Source organism: Xanthobacter tagetidis, assembly GCF_003667445.1.
In the GTDB taxonomy this organism is placed as follows: Bacteria; Pseudomonadota; Alphaproteobacteria; order Rhizobiales; family Xanthobacteraceae; genus Xanthobacter; species Xanthobacter tagetidis.
Genome location: NZ_RCTF01000001.1, coordinates 430,813 through 446,998, shown reverse-complemented (window position 1 = coordinate 446,998; position 16,186 = coordinate 430,813). Strand labels below are relative to the sequence as shown.

General features: G+C 71.0%; 19 protein-coding genes. 11 read left to right on the top strand and 8 right to left on the bottom strand.

Annotated elements, in window-relative coordinates:
• The first annotated feature begins 75 nt into the window (after positions 1–75).
• The 3 genes from D9R14_RS02095 to D9R14_RS02085 are packed head-to-tail and all read left to right on the top strand — an operon-like array spanning position 76 to position 3,027.
• Positions 76–879, top strand: a complete 804-nt coding sequence (locus D9R14_RS02095) for a (Fe-S)-binding protein (protein WP_121621620.1) — start codon at positions 76–78, stop codon at positions 877–879.
• Positions 880–883: 4 nt separating this feature from the next.
• Complete coding sequence (locus D9R14_RS02090) at positions 884–2,356, top strand: lactate utilization protein B (protein ID WP_121621619.1); 1,473 nt, start codon at positions 884–886, stop codon at positions 2,354–2,356.
• Entirely contained in the window at positions 2,353–3,027 is a 675-nt protein-coding gene (locus tag D9R14_RS02085) for a LutC/YkgG family protein (RefSeq protein WP_121621618.1), read from the top strand. The genes D9R14_RS02090 and D9R14_RS02085 overlap by 4 nt, the downstream gene beginning before the upstream one ends.
• 19 nt (positions 3,028–3,046) lie before the next feature.
• On the opposite strand, the gene D9R14_RS22785 is transcribed toward D9R14_RS02085, so the two are convergent.
• Complete coding sequence (locus D9R14_RS22785) at positions 3,047–3,355, bottom strand: hypothetical protein (RefSeq protein ID WP_147452925.1); 309 nt, start codon at positions 3,353–3,355, stop codon at positions 3,047–3,049.
• A 252-nt stretch (positions 3,356–3,607) separates the two neighbouring features.
• On the opposite strand from D9R14_RS22785, the gene D9R14_RS02080 reads away from it, so the two are divergent.
• Both D9R14_RS02080 and D9R14_RS02075 read left to right on the top strand, forming a co-directional pair.
• Complete coding sequence (locus tag D9R14_RS02080) at positions 3,608–4,324, top strand: thioesterase domain-containing protein (RefSeq protein ID WP_170168447.1); 717 nt, start codon at positions 3,608–3,610, stop codon at positions 4,322–4,324.
• A gap of 88 nt (positions 4,325–4,412) precedes the next feature.
• Entirely contained in the window at positions 4,413–4,868 is a 456-nt protein-coding gene (locus D9R14_RS02075) for a DUF3592 domain-containing protein (RefSeq protein WP_121621616.1), read from the top strand.
• A 2-nt stretch (positions 4,869–4,870) separates the two neighbouring features.
• Here the strand turns inward: D9R14_RS02075 and D9R14_RS02070 are convergent, their stop codons facing one another.
• From D9R14_RS02070 to D9R14_RS02060, 3 genes are all read right to left on the bottom strand, one after another.
• Positions 4,871–5,176: an AzlD family protein gene (locus D9R14_RS02070; protein ID WP_121621615.1), complete on the bottom strand. Its 306-nt coding sequence runs from the start codon at positions 5,174–5,176 to the stop codon at positions 4,871–4,873.
• Positions 5,163–5,876, bottom strand: coding sequence for an AzlC family ABC transporter permease (locus D9R14_RS02065; protein ID WP_121621614.1), 714 nt, complete (start codon positions 5,874–5,876; stop codon positions 5,163–5,165). The genes D9R14_RS02070 and D9R14_RS02065 overlap by 14 nt, the downstream gene beginning before the upstream one ends.
• Before the next feature lie 120 nt (positions 5,877–5,996).
• Complete coding sequence (locus D9R14_RS02060) at positions 5,997–6,932, bottom strand: LysR family transcriptional regulator (RefSeq protein ID WP_121621613.1); 936 nt, start codon at positions 6,930–6,932, stop codon at positions 5,997–5,999.
• A 151-nt stretch (positions 6,933–7,083) separates the two neighbouring features.
• Between D9R14_RS02060 and D9R14_RS02055 the strand changes: the two genes are divergently transcribed.
• The 4 genes from D9R14_RS02055 (at position 7,084) to thiE (ending at position 12,251) form a co-directional block, all read left to right on the top strand.
• The gene (locus tag D9R14_RS02055) at positions 7,084–8,580 is read left to right on the top strand and encodes an FAD-linked oxidase C-terminal domain-containing protein (protein ID WP_121621612.1); all 1,497 of its coding nucleotides are present in this window, start codon (positions 7,084–7,086) and stop codon (positions 8,578–8,580) included.
• Positions 8,581–8,626: 46 nt separating this feature from the next.
• Positions 8,627–9,856: a glycolate oxidase subunit GlcE gene (gene glcE / locus D9R14_RS02050; protein ID WP_121621611.1), complete on the top strand. Its 1,230-nt coding sequence runs from the start codon at positions 8,627–8,629 to the stop codon at positions 9,854–9,856.
• 82 nt (positions 9,857–9,938) lie between these two features.
• Positions 9,939–11,264, top strand: a complete 1,326-nt coding sequence (glcF, locus tag D9R14_RS02045; protein WP_121621610.1) for a glycolate oxidase subunit GlcF — start codon at positions 9,939–9,941, stop codon at positions 11,262–11,264.
• Between the two features lie 348 nt (positions 11,265–11,612).
• Positions 11,613–12,251 (top strand): thiamine phosphate synthase, encoded by a 639-nt coding sequence (gene thiE / locus D9R14_RS02040; protein ID WP_121621609.1) that lies wholly within the window; start codon positions 11,613–11,615, stop codon positions 12,249–12,251.
• 45 nt (positions 12,252–12,296) lie between these two features.
• On the opposite strand, the gene D9R14_RS02035 is transcribed toward thiE, so the two are convergent.
• Positions 12,297–13,172: a LysR substrate-binding domain-containing protein gene (locus D9R14_RS02035; protein ID WP_121621608.1), complete on the bottom strand. Its 876-nt coding sequence runs from the start codon at positions 13,170–13,172 to the stop codon at positions 12,297–12,299.
• Positions 13,173–13,276: 104 nt separating this feature from the next.
• Between D9R14_RS02035 and D9R14_RS02030 the strand changes: the two genes are divergently transcribed.
• The gene (locus tag D9R14_RS02030) at positions 13,277–13,693 is read left to right on the top strand and encodes a tautomerase family protein (RefSeq protein WP_121621607.1); all 417 of its coding nucleotides are present in this window, start codon (positions 13,277–13,279) and stop codon (positions 13,691–13,693) included.
• A gap of 39 nt (positions 13,694–13,732) precedes the next feature.
• Here the strand turns inward: D9R14_RS02030 and D9R14_RS02025 are convergent, their stop codons facing one another.
• Both D9R14_RS02025 and D9R14_RS02020 read right to left on the bottom strand, forming a co-directional pair.
• Positions 13,733–14,407, bottom strand: a complete 675-nt coding sequence (locus D9R14_RS02025; RefSeq protein WP_121621798.1) for a DsbA family protein — start codon at positions 14,405–14,407, stop codon at positions 13,733–13,735.
• 232 nt (positions 14,408–14,639) lie between these two features.
• On the bottom strand, positions 14,640–15,140 hold the full coding sequence (locus D9R14_RS02020; protein WP_245420483.1) for a DUF721 domain-containing protein: 501 nt from the start codon (positions 15,138–15,140) through the stop codon (positions 14,640–14,642).
• A 250-nt stretch (positions 15,141–15,390) separates the two neighbouring features.
• On the opposite strand from D9R14_RS02020, the gene D9R14_RS02015 reads away from it, so the two are divergent.
• Positions 15,391–15,666: a hypothetical protein gene (locus tag D9R14_RS02015; RefSeq protein ID WP_121621606.1), complete on the top strand. Its 276-nt coding sequence runs from the start codon at positions 15,391–15,393 to the stop codon at positions 15,664–15,666.
• A 15-nt stretch (positions 15,667–15,681) separates the two neighbouring features.
• Here D9R14_RS02015 and D9R14_RS02010 read toward each other — a convergent pair whose 3' ends face one another.
• Entirely contained in the window at positions 15,682–16,071 is a 390-nt protein-coding gene (locus tag D9R14_RS02010; RefSeq protein WP_121621605.1) for a hypothetical protein, read from the bottom strand.
• Positions 16,072–16,186: the final 115 nt, after the last annotated feature.

The following is a 16,186-nucleotide window of genomic DNA, read 5'->3' as shown; positions in this document are numbered from 1 at the left end:
TTCTAAGGAGCGGGGCCCCGCGCCGCAGGTGCCGCTCGCGTCCCCGGTCCCGGCTCAATGGTCCTAAGGTCCCCCATGCATCCAGCTTCCCCGACCGAGACGGACGCAGGCAAGACGCCCCGCGTCGGCCTGTTCTGCACCTGCCTGGTGGACACGCTGCGCCCCTCGGTGGGCTTCGCCGCGGCCAAGCTGCTGGAGGAGGCCGGCTGCGAGGTGGACGTGCCGCGCCAGACCTGCTGCGGCCAGCCGGCGTTCAATTCCGGCGACCGCGCCACCTCCCGCGCGCTTGCAGAGCAGGTGATCGTCGCGTTCGAGGGCTATGATTATGTGGTGGCGCCCTCGGGCTCGTGCGCCGGGATGATCAAGGCGCATTACCCCGAGCTGTTCGTCGGCGATCCCGACTGGATGGGCCGGGTGGACCGCTTCTGCGCCAAGGTGTTCGAGCTGGTCTCGTTCTTGGTGGATGTGCGCGGCGTCGCCCGCGTCGCGGCCGCCTATGAGGGCACCGTCACCTATCACGACAGCTGCTCGGGCCTGCGCGAGCTTGGTGTGAAGCGCCAGCCGCGGGCGCTGCTCGCCACGGTGGACGGCCTCTCGCTGGTGGAGATGGGCGAGGCGGACACCTGCTGCGGCTTCGGCGGCACCTTCTGCGTGAAGTACCCGCAGGTGTCCGACGCCATCGTCGGCAAGAAGGCCGACCATATCGACGCGACCGGCGCCGGAACCCTGCTGGCGGGCGACCTCGGCTGCCTCATGAACATGGCCGGCAAGCTCCAGCGCCGGGGCAGCCCGGTGCGCGCGCGCCACGTGGCCGAGGTGCTCGCCGGCATGGGCGACGGCCCGGCCATCGGCGAGCCGGCCCCTTCCGGGAAGGCGTGACCCCATGAGCGTCGAGATCACTTCGCCCGCCTTCAAGCAGAACGTCGCCCACGCGCTGGACGACGTGAACCTGCAGACCGCGCTCGCGAAAGTCGGGCCGGGCTTCATCTCCCGGCGCCTCGGCGCGGCCGACAAGATGCCGGAGTTCGAGGCCCTGCGCGACAGCGCGCGGGACATCAAGAACCACACCCTCGCCCATCTCGATCTCTACATGGAGCGCTTCGAGGCCAAGGTGAAGGAGATGGGTGGCCACGTGCATTTCGCCGTGGACGCGGCCGAGGCGCGCGACATCGTCACCGACATCTGCAGGCGCCTCGGCGCGAAGACGGTGACCAAGGGCAAGACCATGATCTCAGAGGAGATCGGCCTCAACGATCACCTCGCCGCGCGCGGCATCGAGCCGGTGGAGACCGACCTCGGCGAATATCTGATCCAGATTCGCGGCGAGGCGCCGTCCCACATCATCGCCCCCGCCATCCACCTCACCAAGGACCAGGTGGAGGCGGACTTCCGCCGCGTGCATGCGGACCTGCCGCCCGAGCGCGACCTCTCCGAGCCCACCTCGCTGCTCGCCGAGGCGCGCGGCAAGCTGCGCCAGCGCTTCCTGGCGGCGGACGTGGGCGTGACGGGCGCGAACTTCCTGGTGGCGGAGACCGGCACCTCCATCATCGTAACCAACGAGGGCAACGGCGACCTCACCCAGACTTTGCCGAAGGCCCATGTGGTGCTCGCCTCGATCGAGAAGCTGGTGCCGACCCTGGAGGACGTGAGCCAGCTTCTGCGCGTGCTGGCGCGCTCGGCCACCGGGCAGGAGATGAGCGTCTACACCACCTTCTCCACCGGACCGCGCCGCGCCGGCGATGCGGACGGCCCCGGCGAGTACCACGTGGTGATCCTCGACAACGGCCGCTCCGGCATGCTCGCCGGCCAGCTGCGCGAGATGCTCCGCTGCATCCGCTGCGGCGCCTGCATGAACCATTGCCCGGTCTACCACGCCATCGGCGGGCACGCTTACGGCTGGGTCTATCCCGGCCCCATGGGCGCGGTGCTCACCCCCTCGCTGATCGGCATCGAGAAGGGCGCGAACCTGCCCAACGCCTCCACCTTCTGCGGCCGCTGCGAGGAGGTGTGCCCGGTGCGCATCCCGCTGCCGAAGCTCATGCGCCACTGGCGCGAGAAGGAGTTCGAGCGGCACCTCACCCCGGCGCCGCAGCGCTACGGGCTCGGCGTTTGGGGCTTCTTCGCCCGGCGCGGCTGGCTCTACCGGCCGGCGACGCGGCTTGCCATGGGTGCGCTGGCGCTGCTGGGGCGGACCAGGGGCCGCTTCTCCAGCCTTCCGCTCGCCGGCGGCTGGACGAAGTATCGCGACTTCCCGGCGCCCGAGGGCGACACCTTCCAGGCGCAATGGCGCAAGCGCAAGGAGCGCGAGACGCTGGCGCGCGCCGAGGCCGCAGCCGCGCGGGGAGACGCCGCATGACCTCCTCCCGCGACACCGTCATGGCCTCCATCCGCCGGGCGCTCGGCGTCACCTCGCAGGAGGCGCCGCGCCGCTTCGAGGTCGAGGAGCGCATCGCCCGCCATCCGCGCGGCGTGCTGCCGGAGCGCGCCCAGTTGCCGCCGGATGAGCGGATCGCATTGTTCGAGACCATGGCGCGCGCCGCCGATGCGAGCCTCGACCGCCTCGCAACGCGCGACGAGGTGCCCTCCGCCATCGCCGCCTATCTCAGGGCGCGCAACCTGCCGTCCAGCATCCTGCGCGGCGCCGATCCGCGGCTGGCGGACCTGCCGTGGCAGCGCGAGCCCAACCTCGACGTCTGGATCGGCCCGTCCGACGGCCGCCAGTTGGTCGGCCTCTCCCACGCTTATGCCGGGGTCGCTGAATCGGGCACGCTGGTGCTGCTCTCGGGACCCGACAATCCCAGCACGCTGAACCTCCTGCCCGACCACCATCTGGTGGTGATCGATGCCGCCGACGTGGCCGCCGATTACGAGAGCGTCTGGGACCGGGTGCGTGTCCTGTTCGGGCCGGGGGTGCTGCCGCGCACCGTGAACTGGATCACCGGCCCCTCGCGCTCGGCGGATATCGAGCAGACCCTGCTCCTCGGCGCCCACGGGCCGAGGAGCCTGCACATCCTGCTGGTGGGCTGAGCGCCCAGCCCGATGTCGGTCAGTCGCCTGTCCGAGGGCTCCAAAGGCCCAAGGCCAATCCGAGCGTCAGACTCACGAGGGCGGCGATTGCGATCGTCACATGGCCTCCAAAGAGCAGGCCCATGATTGCGCCGGAAACGCCGGACAAGAGCGCGACGATGAGAATGCCGCCAGGCGGCTTGAGGGGTGATTCGGCGCGCCCGTTCACCGGCTTGCGCCGCTCGTCATCCTTGTCGTTACGGAATCCCAAATTGGCCAGCGGCTGGCCCCGCCTTTGTCCCGGTGCGCGTTCTTCTACAAGGGAATCTTCCCAATAGGCGTAACCCACTCAATTCTCCTCATCCTGACTTGAGGGACCGCAGAAGGGGACTCAAAATACACAACCACAAGTTAAGCTTGTTATTACCCGGATACCTGTTTCCGGAGGTTGTGTGGGATATGCGGATTGATGCAGATGTGCAACGCCGCCGGCGTAAAATCAGGCTGCCGCTGGGGATTGTTGCGCCCGGCAAACACTCGGCTGTTGCCCCGGCGCGCGATTGACGGCAGAACTCGGACGCCATCTGGAGCGGTGTCACTCATGCTGTCAGCCCTGCGCTCTGCCTTCGCGCTGATCGTCGCGCTTTTCCTGTCGGCCGGCCTCGCGGCCGGGCCTGCCGCGGCGCAGACGACCGGCCACGTCTACCTGCTGCGCGGGCTCGCCAACGTGTTCTCGCTCGGCATGGACGACCTTGCCGAGAAGCTGAATGCGCGCGGCATCACCGCAACCGTTCATGAATACGGCGTGTGGCCGCAGCTTGCGGACCAAGCGGCGGCCGAGAGCCGCGCCAACCGCAACGCGCCCATCATCATCGTCGGCCATTCGCTGGGTGCGGACGCGGCCATCGAGATGGCGCAGCGCCTGACCGCGCTCGGCGCCGCCCCGCGCCTCGTCGTCACCTTCGACCCGGTCGGCGTGACCAGCATCGGCCCCTCGGGCGGGCGGTTCGTGAACTACTACCAGTCGAACAACGGCTACGGAAAGCGCCTCGCCACCGGCCCCGGCTTCAAGGGCCGGCTCGACAACCGCAACCTCGACGGCGCCGGCAGCATCGATCATTTCAACATCGAGAAGTCGCCGCGCCTGCATGCCGAGGTGATCTCGATGGCGCAGGCCATCACCGCCCGGCCGAAGCCCAAGCCGAAGCCCGCGGAGCCGGCGGCCACCCCGGACGCCACCTCGGCGTCGGCGCCGGCCCATCCCGGAGCGGCCAACGCCAATGCTCCGGCCGTGACCGGCAGCGCCAAGCCCCTCTGAGGGCAGGCGCGCCCGGCCGACCTTTTGACGCCGGCTGGCATGGCCTCGCCGAACCGGGGTGCCCGCTCGGCGGGAGACGGGAGCGGCCATGCTCGAAATCATCGTGCGCGTCATCGCCTATCTCGCGTCCTTCGGCATTCTCGGCGGGCTGATCCTTGCCGCCGTTGCGGCCGGTGCGCGGGCCAAGGCGCGCCGCGTCGCCGACTGGCCGGCCGTGAAGGCGCACATCGTCGGTCCGCCCCGACCGCCCCGCGCCTTCGGCTCGCTCGCCCGCGGGCTGCGCTACCGCTACCAGGTGGGCGGCAAGCTGCATGAGAGCACGCGCCTGACGCTGCTCGACTGGCCGGCCGGCATCTGGCCCGACCGGTCCGCCTTCGCACGGCGCTTCCGGGCCGGGGACTATGTGGATGCGTTCATCAATCCGGCTCTGTCGGACGACGTGCTGCTGGACCGTGCCGCGCCGCCCGTCGGGGCGATCCATCTCGGCCTCGCCGTGGCGCTCGGCTGTGTGCTGATCGTCGCCGCGCGCCGGCTTCTGTTCTGAAATCAGGGAAAGGCGCGGATCGCCGCAGCGACGGCCATGGCGGCGAGCACCGCCAGGAAATCGCTCTTGGTGAGTTTCGCCACCACCAATGCGGCGGTGAGGCCGCAGAGCATGGCGGCGTCGCCGCGCACCGCGTTCGGGACCAGAAGCGCCACCAGCACCGCGCCCGGCAGCGCATCGAGCACCCGGCGCACGCGCGGTGTCACCGGCACGAGGCGCATCAGGAAGAAGCCGGCGGTGCGGTTGAAGATGGTGGCGGCCGCCATGACGCAGATGGCGAGGAGCGTGCCGGGATCAACGCTCGTCATCGGTGAACCCTCCGGCGAACGCACCCGCCACCGCGCCGATGGCGATGAACCACCAGCCGGGCAGCAGATAGGACGCGGCGAGCGAGGTCACGGCCGCGGTGCCCCAGCCCACCGCCTCGCGCCGGCCGCGCCAGTTGGGCAGCAGCATGGCGACGAAGAAGGCCGGCACCACGAGGTCGATGCCGATCGCCTTCGGGTCCGGCACGCCGCCGCCGACGATGTGCCCCGCCGCGGTGGACACCACCCACAGCACCCAGGTGATGAAGCCGGCGCCGACGAAATAGCCGACGTCCGAGCCCCCCTCGGTGCGGTAGCGCATGGCCGCCGCCCAGTTGTTGTCGGCGAGCAGCAGCAGCGAGGCGTAGCTCTGCCATGCCGGCAATTGGCCGAGCCATGGCCGCATGGCGGCCGCCATCAGCACGTGGCGCAGGTTGATGGTGAAGGTGAGCAGGCCGAGGGCGATGAGCGCGGAGAAGGTCCAGTTCCGCGTCCAGCCCTCCAGCGCCACCATCTGGGCGAGGCCAGCGAACACCAGGCCCGACGACAGGCAGGCCTCCGCAAGCGTCATGCCCTTCTGCGCCGCGGCGGCGCCGAAGGCCATGCCGAAGGCGGCGAGGCCGGGCATGAACGGAATGGTCTCGCGGGCGCCCTGGATGGCGCCGGTCAAAGTGAGCGTGGCGGGAGCTTTGGCGGCGGGCATGGGACCGGCTTTTGAGGGAGCCCTTTTATGGCGGAGCGGCGGCCATCGACCAACCCGATTTCCGCAGCGTCCGCGCCGCCTGCCATGCACTGGGTGCAGGGCCGCGCGCCGGCGGGTGCGTCACGCCGCGACGCGGGGGTCGAACAGGTGCTCCAGGCCCTCGTCCCAGGGCGGGACGGTGCCATAGAGGCCGGCGAGGTGGTCGATGAAGACGCGCACCTTCTGCGGCAGGAAGCGGCGCGAGGGGTAGACCGCGAACAGCCCCACCCGGTGCGAGGCGCGCCATTTCGGCAGCACCACCTTGAGCGCGCCGGAGCGCAGCTCCGGCCCCACATCCCAGGTGGAGCGCAAGGCGATGCCGATGGAGGCGAGGGTCGCCGCCCGCACCACCTCGTTCGAATTGGTGCGCAGCGGCGAGTGGGTGCGCAGGGTGATCGGCCCGTCCGGCCCCTCCAGCCGCCAGGGGTCCTGGCTGTGGGTCGCGAGCAGGACATGCTGCGCGAGGTCGGCGATGGATTTCGGCTCGCCCGCTTTCTTCAGGTAGTCCGGCGTGGCGCACAGCACCCGGTGCACCGGCGCGAGCCGGCGCGCGACGAGGCTGGAATCGTCCAGGTCGGCGATGCGCACCGCGACGTCGAACCCCTCGCCGACAATGTCCACGAAGGCGTCGGACAGCTCCAGGTCGACGACGAGGTCGGGGTTCGCCGCCAGCAGGGGCCCGAGGAACGGCGCGATGTGCAGGCGCCCGAACGAGGTGGGCGCGGCCACCATGAGCAGCCCGCGCACCTCCGAGGACTTGCGGGCGAGCTGGTTCTCCGCCTCCTCGATGGAGGCGAGGATGCTCACCACCCGCTCGTAGAAGCCCTGTCCCGCCTCGGTCAGCGTCACCTTGCGGGTGGTGCGCTGGAACAGGCGGGCGCCGAGCCGCTCCTCCAGCCGCTGGATGCGCTTCGACACCACCGGCGGCGACAATCCGAGCTCCCGCCCCGCGGCGGAAAGGCTGCCCGCGGTGACGATGCGCGCGAAGATTTCGAGGTCGCCCAGATTGCCGATCATCGCTCACGTCCGAGGAGCCGATCCCCTGCCGCAGGGTCCGATCTTTTCCCTTTTAAAAACGACTTTATCCCACGAGGCAACAATGAGCGACAGCTTTTGCCTCTCAACCGATTATAGTGGCGCCAAATAGAACCGTTAAAGGAACGCCGCCATGACGGGCCTCAGGCTGCCGGAAGCGGATGAGCGGGTTCTCGCCCGCCGGGAGGAGATCGTCGCCGACCTTCGGGCCATCGTGCCCGGCGAAGGGGTGATCGCGACCGAGCGCGGCATGCGCCCGTACGAATCCGATGCGCTGACCGCCTATCGCCAGCTGCCGCTGGTGGTGGTGCTGCCCTCCACCACGGAACAGGTGGCGGCGATCCTCAAATACTGCCACGCGAACGAAATCCGCGTGGTGCCGCGCGGTTCCGGCACCTCGCTGTCGGGCGGCTCGCTGCCGCTCCAGGACGCGGTGCTGCTCGGCATGGGCAAGTTCAACCGCATCCTGGATGTGGACTACGCCAACCGCTGCGCCGTTGTGCAGCCGGGCGTGACCAATCTCGGCATCACCCGCGCCGTGGAGCAGGACGGCTTCTACTACGCCCCGGACCCCTCCTCGCAGATCGCCTGCTCCATCGGCGGGAACGTGGGCGAGAATTCCGGCGGCGTGCACTGCCTGAAATACGGCCTCACCACCAACAACGTGCTGGGGGTGGAGCTGGTGCTCATCACCGGCGAGATCGTGCGGCTCGGCGGCAAGCACCTGGATGCCGGCGGGCTCGATCTGCTTTCGGTGGTGATCGGCTCGGAGGGCCTGCTCGGCGTCGTCACCGAGGTCACGGTGCGCCTGCTCAAGAAGCCCGACACCGCCCGCGCTCTGCTGGTGGGCTTTCCCACCTCCGAGGATGCCGGCGACTGCGTGGCGCGCATCATCGGCCAGGGCATCATCCCGGCCGGCATCGAGATGATGGACCGCGACGCCATCGCCGCCGCGGAGGCGTTCGTGAATGTCGGCTACCCGCTGGACGTGGAGGCGCTGCTGATCGTCGAGCTGGACGGTCCCGAGGCGGAATGCGCGCACCTGCTCGGCGAGGTGGAGGCGATCGCCCGCGACTGCCGCGCCGTGACGCTGCGCGTGTCGCAGAGCGAAGAGGAACGGCTCGGCTTCTGGGCCGGCCGCAAGGCAGCCTTCCCGGCGGTGGGGCGCCTCTCGCCCGACTATCTCTGCATGGACGGGACCATTCCGCGCAAGGAACTGCCGCTGGTGCTTTCGCGCATGCGCGAGCTGTCGCAGAAATACGGCCTCAGGGTCGCCAACGTGTTCCATGCGGGCGACGGCAATCTGCATCCGCTGATCCTCTACGACGCCAACAAGGAGGGCGAGCTGGACGCGGCGGAGGCCTTCGGCGCCGACATCCTGCGCCTGTGCGTGGAGGTGGGCGGCGTGCTCACCGGCGAGCACGGCGTCGGCATCGAGAAGCGCGACCTGATGCCGGAGATGTTCAACGAGGTGGACCTCGCCCAGCAGCTCCGCGTGAAGTGCGCCTTCGACGACAAGGGCCTGCTCAATCCCGGCAAGGTGTTCCCGACCCTGCACCGCTGCGCCGAACTCGGCCGCATGCACGTGTCCGGCGGCGTCCTGCCTTTCCCCGACCTGCCGCGCTTCTGACGCGCGGCACCCTCCATCACCGAACACCGGGCGGCGCGGCGCGACCATGGAAACCCTGTCTGGCGACACCAGCGGCGACATCATCACCCCCTATGACGAGGCCGGCGTCGCCGACGCGGTGCGGGCCGCGCTGGCGGACGCCAAGACGCTGGAGATCGCCGGGCGCGGCACCCTGCGCGGCCTCGGCCGGCCGATCCAGACTGCGCGCACGCTGGACCTCTCGCAGTTCTCGGGCGTCACCCTCTACGAGCCCGAGGAACTGGTGCTCTCGGCGCGGCCCGGCACCCCGCGCGGCGAGATCGAGGAAATGCTGGCCGCGCGCGGGCAGATGCTGGCGTTCGAGCCCGCCGACCTCGGGCCGCTGCTGGGCGGCGCGCCCTGCGCCGGCACGCTCGGCGGCCTGTTCGCGGCGAACCTCGCCGGTCCGCGCCGCATCAGCCACGGCGCGGTGCGTGACCATGCGCTCGGCGCGCGGGCGGTGTCGGGGCGGGCGGAGCCGTTCAAGTCCGGCGGGCGGGTGGTGAAGAACGTCACCGGCTACGATTTGCCCCGGCTGCTGTGCGGCTCGTTCGGCACCCTCGCCGTGCTCACCGAGATCACGCTCAAGGTGCTGCCGCGCCCGCCGGTGGAGGCGAGCCTGCTGGTCGGCGGCCTCGCGCCGGCGCGGGCAGCCGAGGCCATGAGCGCTGCCATGGGCTCGTCGTGCGAGGTGTCGGGCGCGGCCTATCTGCCGGAGCCGGTCGCCGCCCGGCTGCCGGGCGTCGCCGCCGGCACGGCCGCGTTCCGGCTGGAAGGGGTTTCGCCCTCGGTGCGGGCGCGGCGCGAGATGCTGGCGGCGGTGCTCGCCCCGTTCGGCGCCTGCGCGGTGATCGAGGAGGAGGCCTCCGCCGCGCTCTGGCGCGCGGTGCGCGACGCAGCCCCCTTCTGGGGCACCGGCGAGCGCGCGGTGTGGCGCATCTCCACAAAGCCCACCGCCGGGCCGCAGCTGGCCGCTGACCTTGCCCGCGACCTCGGCGCCGAGACCTATTGCGACTGGGCAGGCGGCCTCGTCTGGGCGCTGATGCCGGGCACCGACAGCCATGCGGACGCGGTGCGCGCGGCGCTCGCGCCCCATGGCGGCCACGCCACCCTGATCCGCGCCGCCGCTTCCGAGCGTGCGCGCGTGCCGGTGTTCCAGCCCGAGGCGCCGACGCTCGCGGCGCTCGCCGCCCGCGTGAAGGACAGCTTCGATCCGGCGCGGGTGCTCAACCCCGGCCGCATGCATGCGGGGGTGTGAGATGGCGTCGACCCTGGCCAGCGCCGTGACACCCCCCGCCCCCTTCCGCGCCCCGACCGCCTCCTCGCGCCACGGCTGAGCCATGCAGACCCACTTCTCCCTCGCCCAGCTCGCCGATCCACGCGTCGCGGAGGCGAACGACATCCTGCGCAAGTGCGTGCATTGCGGCTTCTGCACCGCCACCTGCCCGACCTATGTGCTGCTCGGCGACGAGCTCGACAGCCCGCGCGGGCGCATCTACCTCATCAAGGACATGCTGGAGGGCGGCCGCGCGGCCACCGAGGAGGAGGTCAAGCACATCGACCGCTGCCTCACCTGCCTGTCCTGCATGACCACCTGTCCGTCGGGCGTGAACTACATGCACCTGGTTGACGGGGCGCGGGTGCATATCGAAAAGACCTACCGGCGCCCGTTCGCCGACCGCATGATCCGCACGCTGCTGGCGAAGGTGCTGCCCTATCCCGCGCGCTTCCGCTTCGCGCTGCTCGGCGCCGCAGTCGGCAAGCCGTTCGCGCCGCTGCTCGCCAAGGTGCCGGGCCTGAAGCCGCTCGCCGCCATGCTGCGCCTCGCCCCCGGCATCCCGCATGGGCCGAGCCAGAGCGAGCTGCCCGGCGCGACGCCGGCCGAGGGGCCGCGCCGGGCGCGCGTAGCGCTGCTGAAGGGCTGCGCCCAGCCGGTGCTGCGCCCCGGCATCGACGACGCGGCGACGCGCCTCCTCACCCGGCACGGCGTCGAGGTGGTGCGGGTCTCCGGCGAGGGCTGCTGCGGCGCGCTGGTGCACCATATGGGCCGCGAGGAGGAGGCGCTCGCCTTCGCGCGCCGCAACGTGGATGCCTGGATCGCCGAGATGGACGGCGCGGGCCTCGACGCCATCGTCGTCACCGCCTCCGGCTGCGGCACGCCGATCAAGGACTACGGCCACATGCTGCGGCTCGATCCGGCCTATGCGGACAAGGCGGCGCGCGTCTCGGCCATCGCCCGCGACGTGACGGAGTTCGTCGCCACCCTCGACCTTCCGGCGGCGCGCGCGCCGCTCGGCCGCCGCGTCGCCTATCACGCCGCCTGCTCGCTCCAGCACGGCCAGAAGGTGAAGGGACCGCCGACCGCGCTGCTGCGGCGCGTCGGCTTCGACGTTGCGGAGCCGTTCGAGAGCCACATCTGCTGCGGCTCGGCGGGCACCTACAACATGCTCCAGAGCGACATCGCCGCCGAGCTGAAGGCGCGCAAGGTCGGCCATATCGAGGCGCTGAAGCCGGACATCATCGCCGCCGGAAATATCGGCTGCATGACGCAGATCGGCTCCGGCACGAACATTCCGGTGGTCCATACGGTGGAATTGCTGGACTGGGCCACCGGCGGGCCGGTGCCGGAAGGCCTCGGCGCCGCCGGCGCGGCCAAGGCCGCGTGAGCATGCGCGCGGCCGGTCCAGCCTGTCGCCGCACGGAAGGCTTCACGCCGGGCGACATGCCGCCGGAGGCGCCGGGCGACCACGTTTGCCATCCTCCGCGCCGTCATGCCCCGGCTTGTCCGGGGCATCCACGGGCCGGCTTGCGCCGGCCTTCTGGATATGGAAGCTGGCTTGGCCGCGAGGTGGATCTCCCGGACAAGCCGGGGGGAAGACGGCGGCATCGCGTATCGGGCCTTCCTCGCGGCCATGTCGTCGCCCGCGGCAACGTCCTTGCTCTCCCGCGGCCGGTGCGGGCCAAGATCGCGACCCCTGCGAGACCCCTGCGAGGCCCGCTGAAGGACACAGACCATGCGCCATCCCTTCGACCTCACGCTCTATCTCGTCACCGATCCGCGCCAGGTGGCCGCGCGCGGCCTTGCGGCGACGGTCGCGGCGGCCGTGGCCGGGGGCGTGACCCTGGTGCAGCTGCGCGATCCCGACGCTCATGGCCGGGACCTGGTCGCGCAGGCGCGCGCGCTCAAGGCGCTGCTCAAGCCGCACGGCATCGCGCTGATCGTCAACGACCGGGTGGACGTCGCCCATGCCGTCGGCGCGGACGGGGTGCATCTCGGCCAGGACGACCTGTCGCCCCAGGCGGCACGCGCCATCCTTGGGCCGGACGCCATCGTCGGCCTCTCAGTGGGGACGCCAGCGGAATTCGCCGCGTCCGATCTGTCGGGGGTCGACTATCTCGGCGTCGGCCCGGTGCGCGCCACCGGCACCAAGGCGGATGCCGGCGCCGCCATCGGACCCGAGGGCGTCGCCGCGGTGCGGGCGCTCACCGCGCTTCCCATCGTCGGCATCGGCGGGATCGACGCGGCCATCGCCGGCGCCGTGATCGGCGCGGGGGTGGAGGGCGTCGCCGTGGTGTCGGCCATCTGCGCCGCCGCCGATCCCAAGGCGGCCGCGGAGGCCCTCAGGGCCGCCATCTCCGCCGCCCGCGGCTGAGCGGCTCGGTCACCCGGGGGCCGCGCCGGGGGCGCTCGCCGCCGGTCACGCCGCGGCGTGCAGCCGGTGTTCGCGGGCGATCTCCTCCTCCAGGATTTCCTCCACCTTGGCGAGCGCCGCCGGACGCACGCCGGGGCGGCCATAGAGCATGAATTCCAGGTCCGGCAGCGGTGCGCTGCAGAGGTCGCCCATCACCGCGAGGCCGGGGCGGAGCGAGCGGCGCGAGCGCACCGTCACCCCCATGCCGGCCGCCACCGCCGCCATCAGTCCCGGGAGGCTGGGGCTGGAGAAGGTGACGCGCGAGGCTCGTCCGACCGCGCCCAGCGCGGCGACCGCAGCGCTGCGGCACACGCAGGGATGCTCGAACAGCACCAGTGGCACCGGCGCGTCGCGGTCGATCCGCAGGTTGCGGGCGGCGATCCACAGCATGGGCTCGCGCAGGAAGGGGCGCGCGGGAAGGTCGCTCTCCATCCGGAAGCCGACGCCCACGTCCAGTTCCTCGGCCCGCAACTGGTCCAGGATCGACGAGGTGGCGCACACGCGCACCGACACCGGGGCCTGCGGGAAATGGGCGCTGATGCGGGTCAGGATGCGTTCCAGCACGTCCTCGCCCACGTCCTGGACGAAGCCGAGCCGCAGCGGCTGCGCGAACGTGCCGTGCACGTGCTGCGCCAGCACCTGGTCGTTCAGGTCGAGCAGGCGGCGCGCATCGTCCAGGAAGGCGCCGCCGCGCTGGGTCGGCACCACCGTGCGGCCCTTGCGCTCCAGCACCTGGAAGCCGACCGCCTCGGCAAGGCGGTCCATCTGCAGGCTCACTGCCGACTGGGTGCGGCCCACGCGGCGCGCCGCTGCGGAGATGGAGCCGAGATCGGCCACCGCCACGTAGCTGCGCAGGAGGTCGAGTTCGAGATTGCGCGTCATTCCATGAGAATCGCAAAATGTCGGTATTATTCAATTCAATTTTTCTGATGAATTGGATGGGCGTATCCCGTCTCCATCGCACCCTGCCGCGGAGGACATTCCCCATGCCGCTTCTCAATGTTTCCCTGTCCGGCGCCCCGGACGACGCCCTCGCCGGCGCGGTGGCGGCGCGCCTTTCGGCACTGACGCGCGACATCCTGCACAAGGACCCGGCGGTGACCGCGGTGAAGATCGCGTTCATTCCGGAGGCGCACTGGTTCACGGCCGGCCGCGCGCTGGCCGACAAGGCCACGCGCTCCTTCGCACTCGATGTGATCGTCACCGACGGCACCAACACCAAAGACGAGAAGGCCGCCTACCTTGAGGCCGTGCACGCGGCCATGGGCGCGCTCCTGCCGGAGCTCGATCCGGAAAGCTATGTGCTGGTGCGAGAAGTGAAGGCGGACGCCTACGGCTATGGCGGCCGCACGCAGGAAGCGCGCTATCAGGCGGCGCGCCTCAAGGCCCCCGCGGCGGCCTGACGCGAGAACGGCCCGAGCCGCCGGCTCGGGCCGGGGCCGTCACTTGCCGGCGAGCAGGGGCGTCAGGATCTTGTCCATGTCGGCGATCGAGAGCGCGCCGGAATAGAGCTTGCCGTTGATGATGAAGCTCGGCGTCGCGTTCACGCCCAGTTCCTTGTTGGCGTAGAGCGCGCTCGCCTGCACCTTCTCCGCCAGCGCCTGGTCGGTCAGGCACTTCTCGAAGTCCTGCTGGCTCATGCCCGCCTGGCGCGCCACCTGGAGCAGGCCGGCGGCCGGATCGTTGCCGAACGCCCAGGCCTTCTGCGTCTCGAACAGGGTCGAGATCATGGGGTAATACTTGTCGTCCGGCATGCAGCGCGCGAGCATGAAGGCCGCGGTCGCCACCGGCTCGAACGGGAATTCGCGGAAGATGAAGCGCACCTTGCCGGTGTCGATGTACTTCTTCTTCAGTTCCGGGAAGGTGCCGGTGTGGAACGCGGCGCAGTGGCTGCACGTCATGGAGGCATACTCCACGATGGTCACGGGCGCGTCCGCATTGCCCAGCGTCTTCACCGGCAGCGGGCTGGCCTCGGGCAGCATCACCTTGGCCGCGTCGACCGGCCGTCCCTCGGCGCCGGCCTGGGCGAAGGCATCGCCGGCGGTGAGCGGCAGGCCGAGGCCTGCGGCGAGGGCGACGGCGGCAGCGCCGGTGAGCAGACGACGGCGGGTGAACATCATCGGGCGGGTCTCCGGCAGGTCCTGATGCGCGGCGTAGGCAGGCGCCCCCTGCGGCCGTGCCGGCCGCGGAAAGGGGCGTTTCCTCTGCGCTCTGGAGGCAAATTCAGCATGGGTCGGGAGCCGCGTCGTGCTCCAGGAAAGATGATCGGCCTCTAGCATGGCGCATCCAAGGCGGCAAACGGCGCGCCGATCACGGCTTGGTCAACGGCTGCTGGAGCCCGCGCCGGCCTCAGCGGCGGCGCTCGCGCCGCACCAGGGCGCCGAGCCGGGCGAGGGAAGCGGCAAGCGCCTCGTCCTCGAACCGGCCGATCTCGCCGCGCACCGCCGCCACCGTTTCGGGAGCGGGCGGCGGCGGCGCGGCCGGGCGCCCGGTGCGCGCCGGCACCGGCCCCTGGCGCAGCGCGATGCGGCCGACGCAGCGCCAGCCGAAATAGGCGTTGATCCGTTCCAGAACCACCGGCGCGGCGTGCTGCATCTCGATCGCGTAGGGTCCTTCCACCCGCACCACCAAGGTCGCAGGCTCGCCGGGCGTGCCCTCCGGCCCGCGCCGCGGCCATTGCAGCTTCAGCGGCACCGAGCGCGGGCCGAGGTCCGGTCCGACGATCTCGTCCCAGTTGGTGACCACCTCCACCACCGAGATACCCGCCTTGCCGCACATCTCCGCGATGCCCGGCGCGACATAGTCGGCGAGCGGCCGCGGACCGCGGGGCTTTCGGGTCGGGGCACTCACGCGATGTGGCTCCGAGGGTAAACGGGCGCCAAGTCTAATCCGCGGCCGTCCTTGAAGCGAGAGGCCCGGCGGCGCTGGCAGGCGGTGGGCACAGGCGGGGCGCAGGGAGGGGCCATTGCGCCCGGTCCGGGCGGGCCTCGGGGCCGGCCCAAGATCCGTCCGGCTTCAGCTTTATTTCATGGGTCTGCGGTGATATTTTCGCCGACCAACGCGCCCGGCCGTTCCGGACGCGGCTTTCCGGACGTAGGCCATGCCGCAGCTCCGAACCATCGTGTTGACCCTGGCCGTGCTGAGCATCATCCCGCTCGCCGCGCTCTATCCTTCGGTGGCGTTCCAGGTGGTGGCGGGCCTCGTCATCATCCTGTCCACCGCCAGCACGATGGTGTTCTTCGGCTTCGTCCTGCGCGCCATGTTCCTGGGTGTGAACGAGCGCCGCCGGGCGCAGCGCATGCAGGTCAATCAGATGACCCACGGCGCCCTGCGCGAGGAGCCGGCGCCGCCGGTCGTGCCCGCCCCGCCGCGCTGACCGGGCCGCTTGCGCTCACGGCCGGCAGGTCACGCCGGGCCAGGGCGCGTTCTTGTACATCGCCTTCACCTCGAACGACCGGATGCCGGTCCACAGGTTGCTGTAGGCGTGCGGGCAGAGCGCGAGCAGGGCCGAGGTCGGGTTGCCGCGCCAGGAATCCGGCACGTGCACCGTAACCGAGTAGTGGCCGAGATTGTATTCCGGCTCGTTCGCCCACCACATGGAGGGCAGGCGCTGCTTGAAATAGGCGCGCAGCGCCAGCCGGCCGTCGAACGGGAAGGGGTCCAGCTCCGGGTCCACCGACTGCTGGCCCGGCAGGTCGCTCTTGCCCTGCGCGTCGAGCTGGGCAAGCGCCGGATGGAGCGGCAAGGCAACCGCGATGGCCAGCGCGAGGCGCGCGGCCACGCGTTCCGCTCCGCTCGGGACGGCGCGGTCCGGCTTGCGGGCGGCGCTTGCGCCCGGCGAACCGGCATGCTTGTTGCCGGGACGTCCGCTTCGCCCCGCAAGGGCAGGCGGGTGC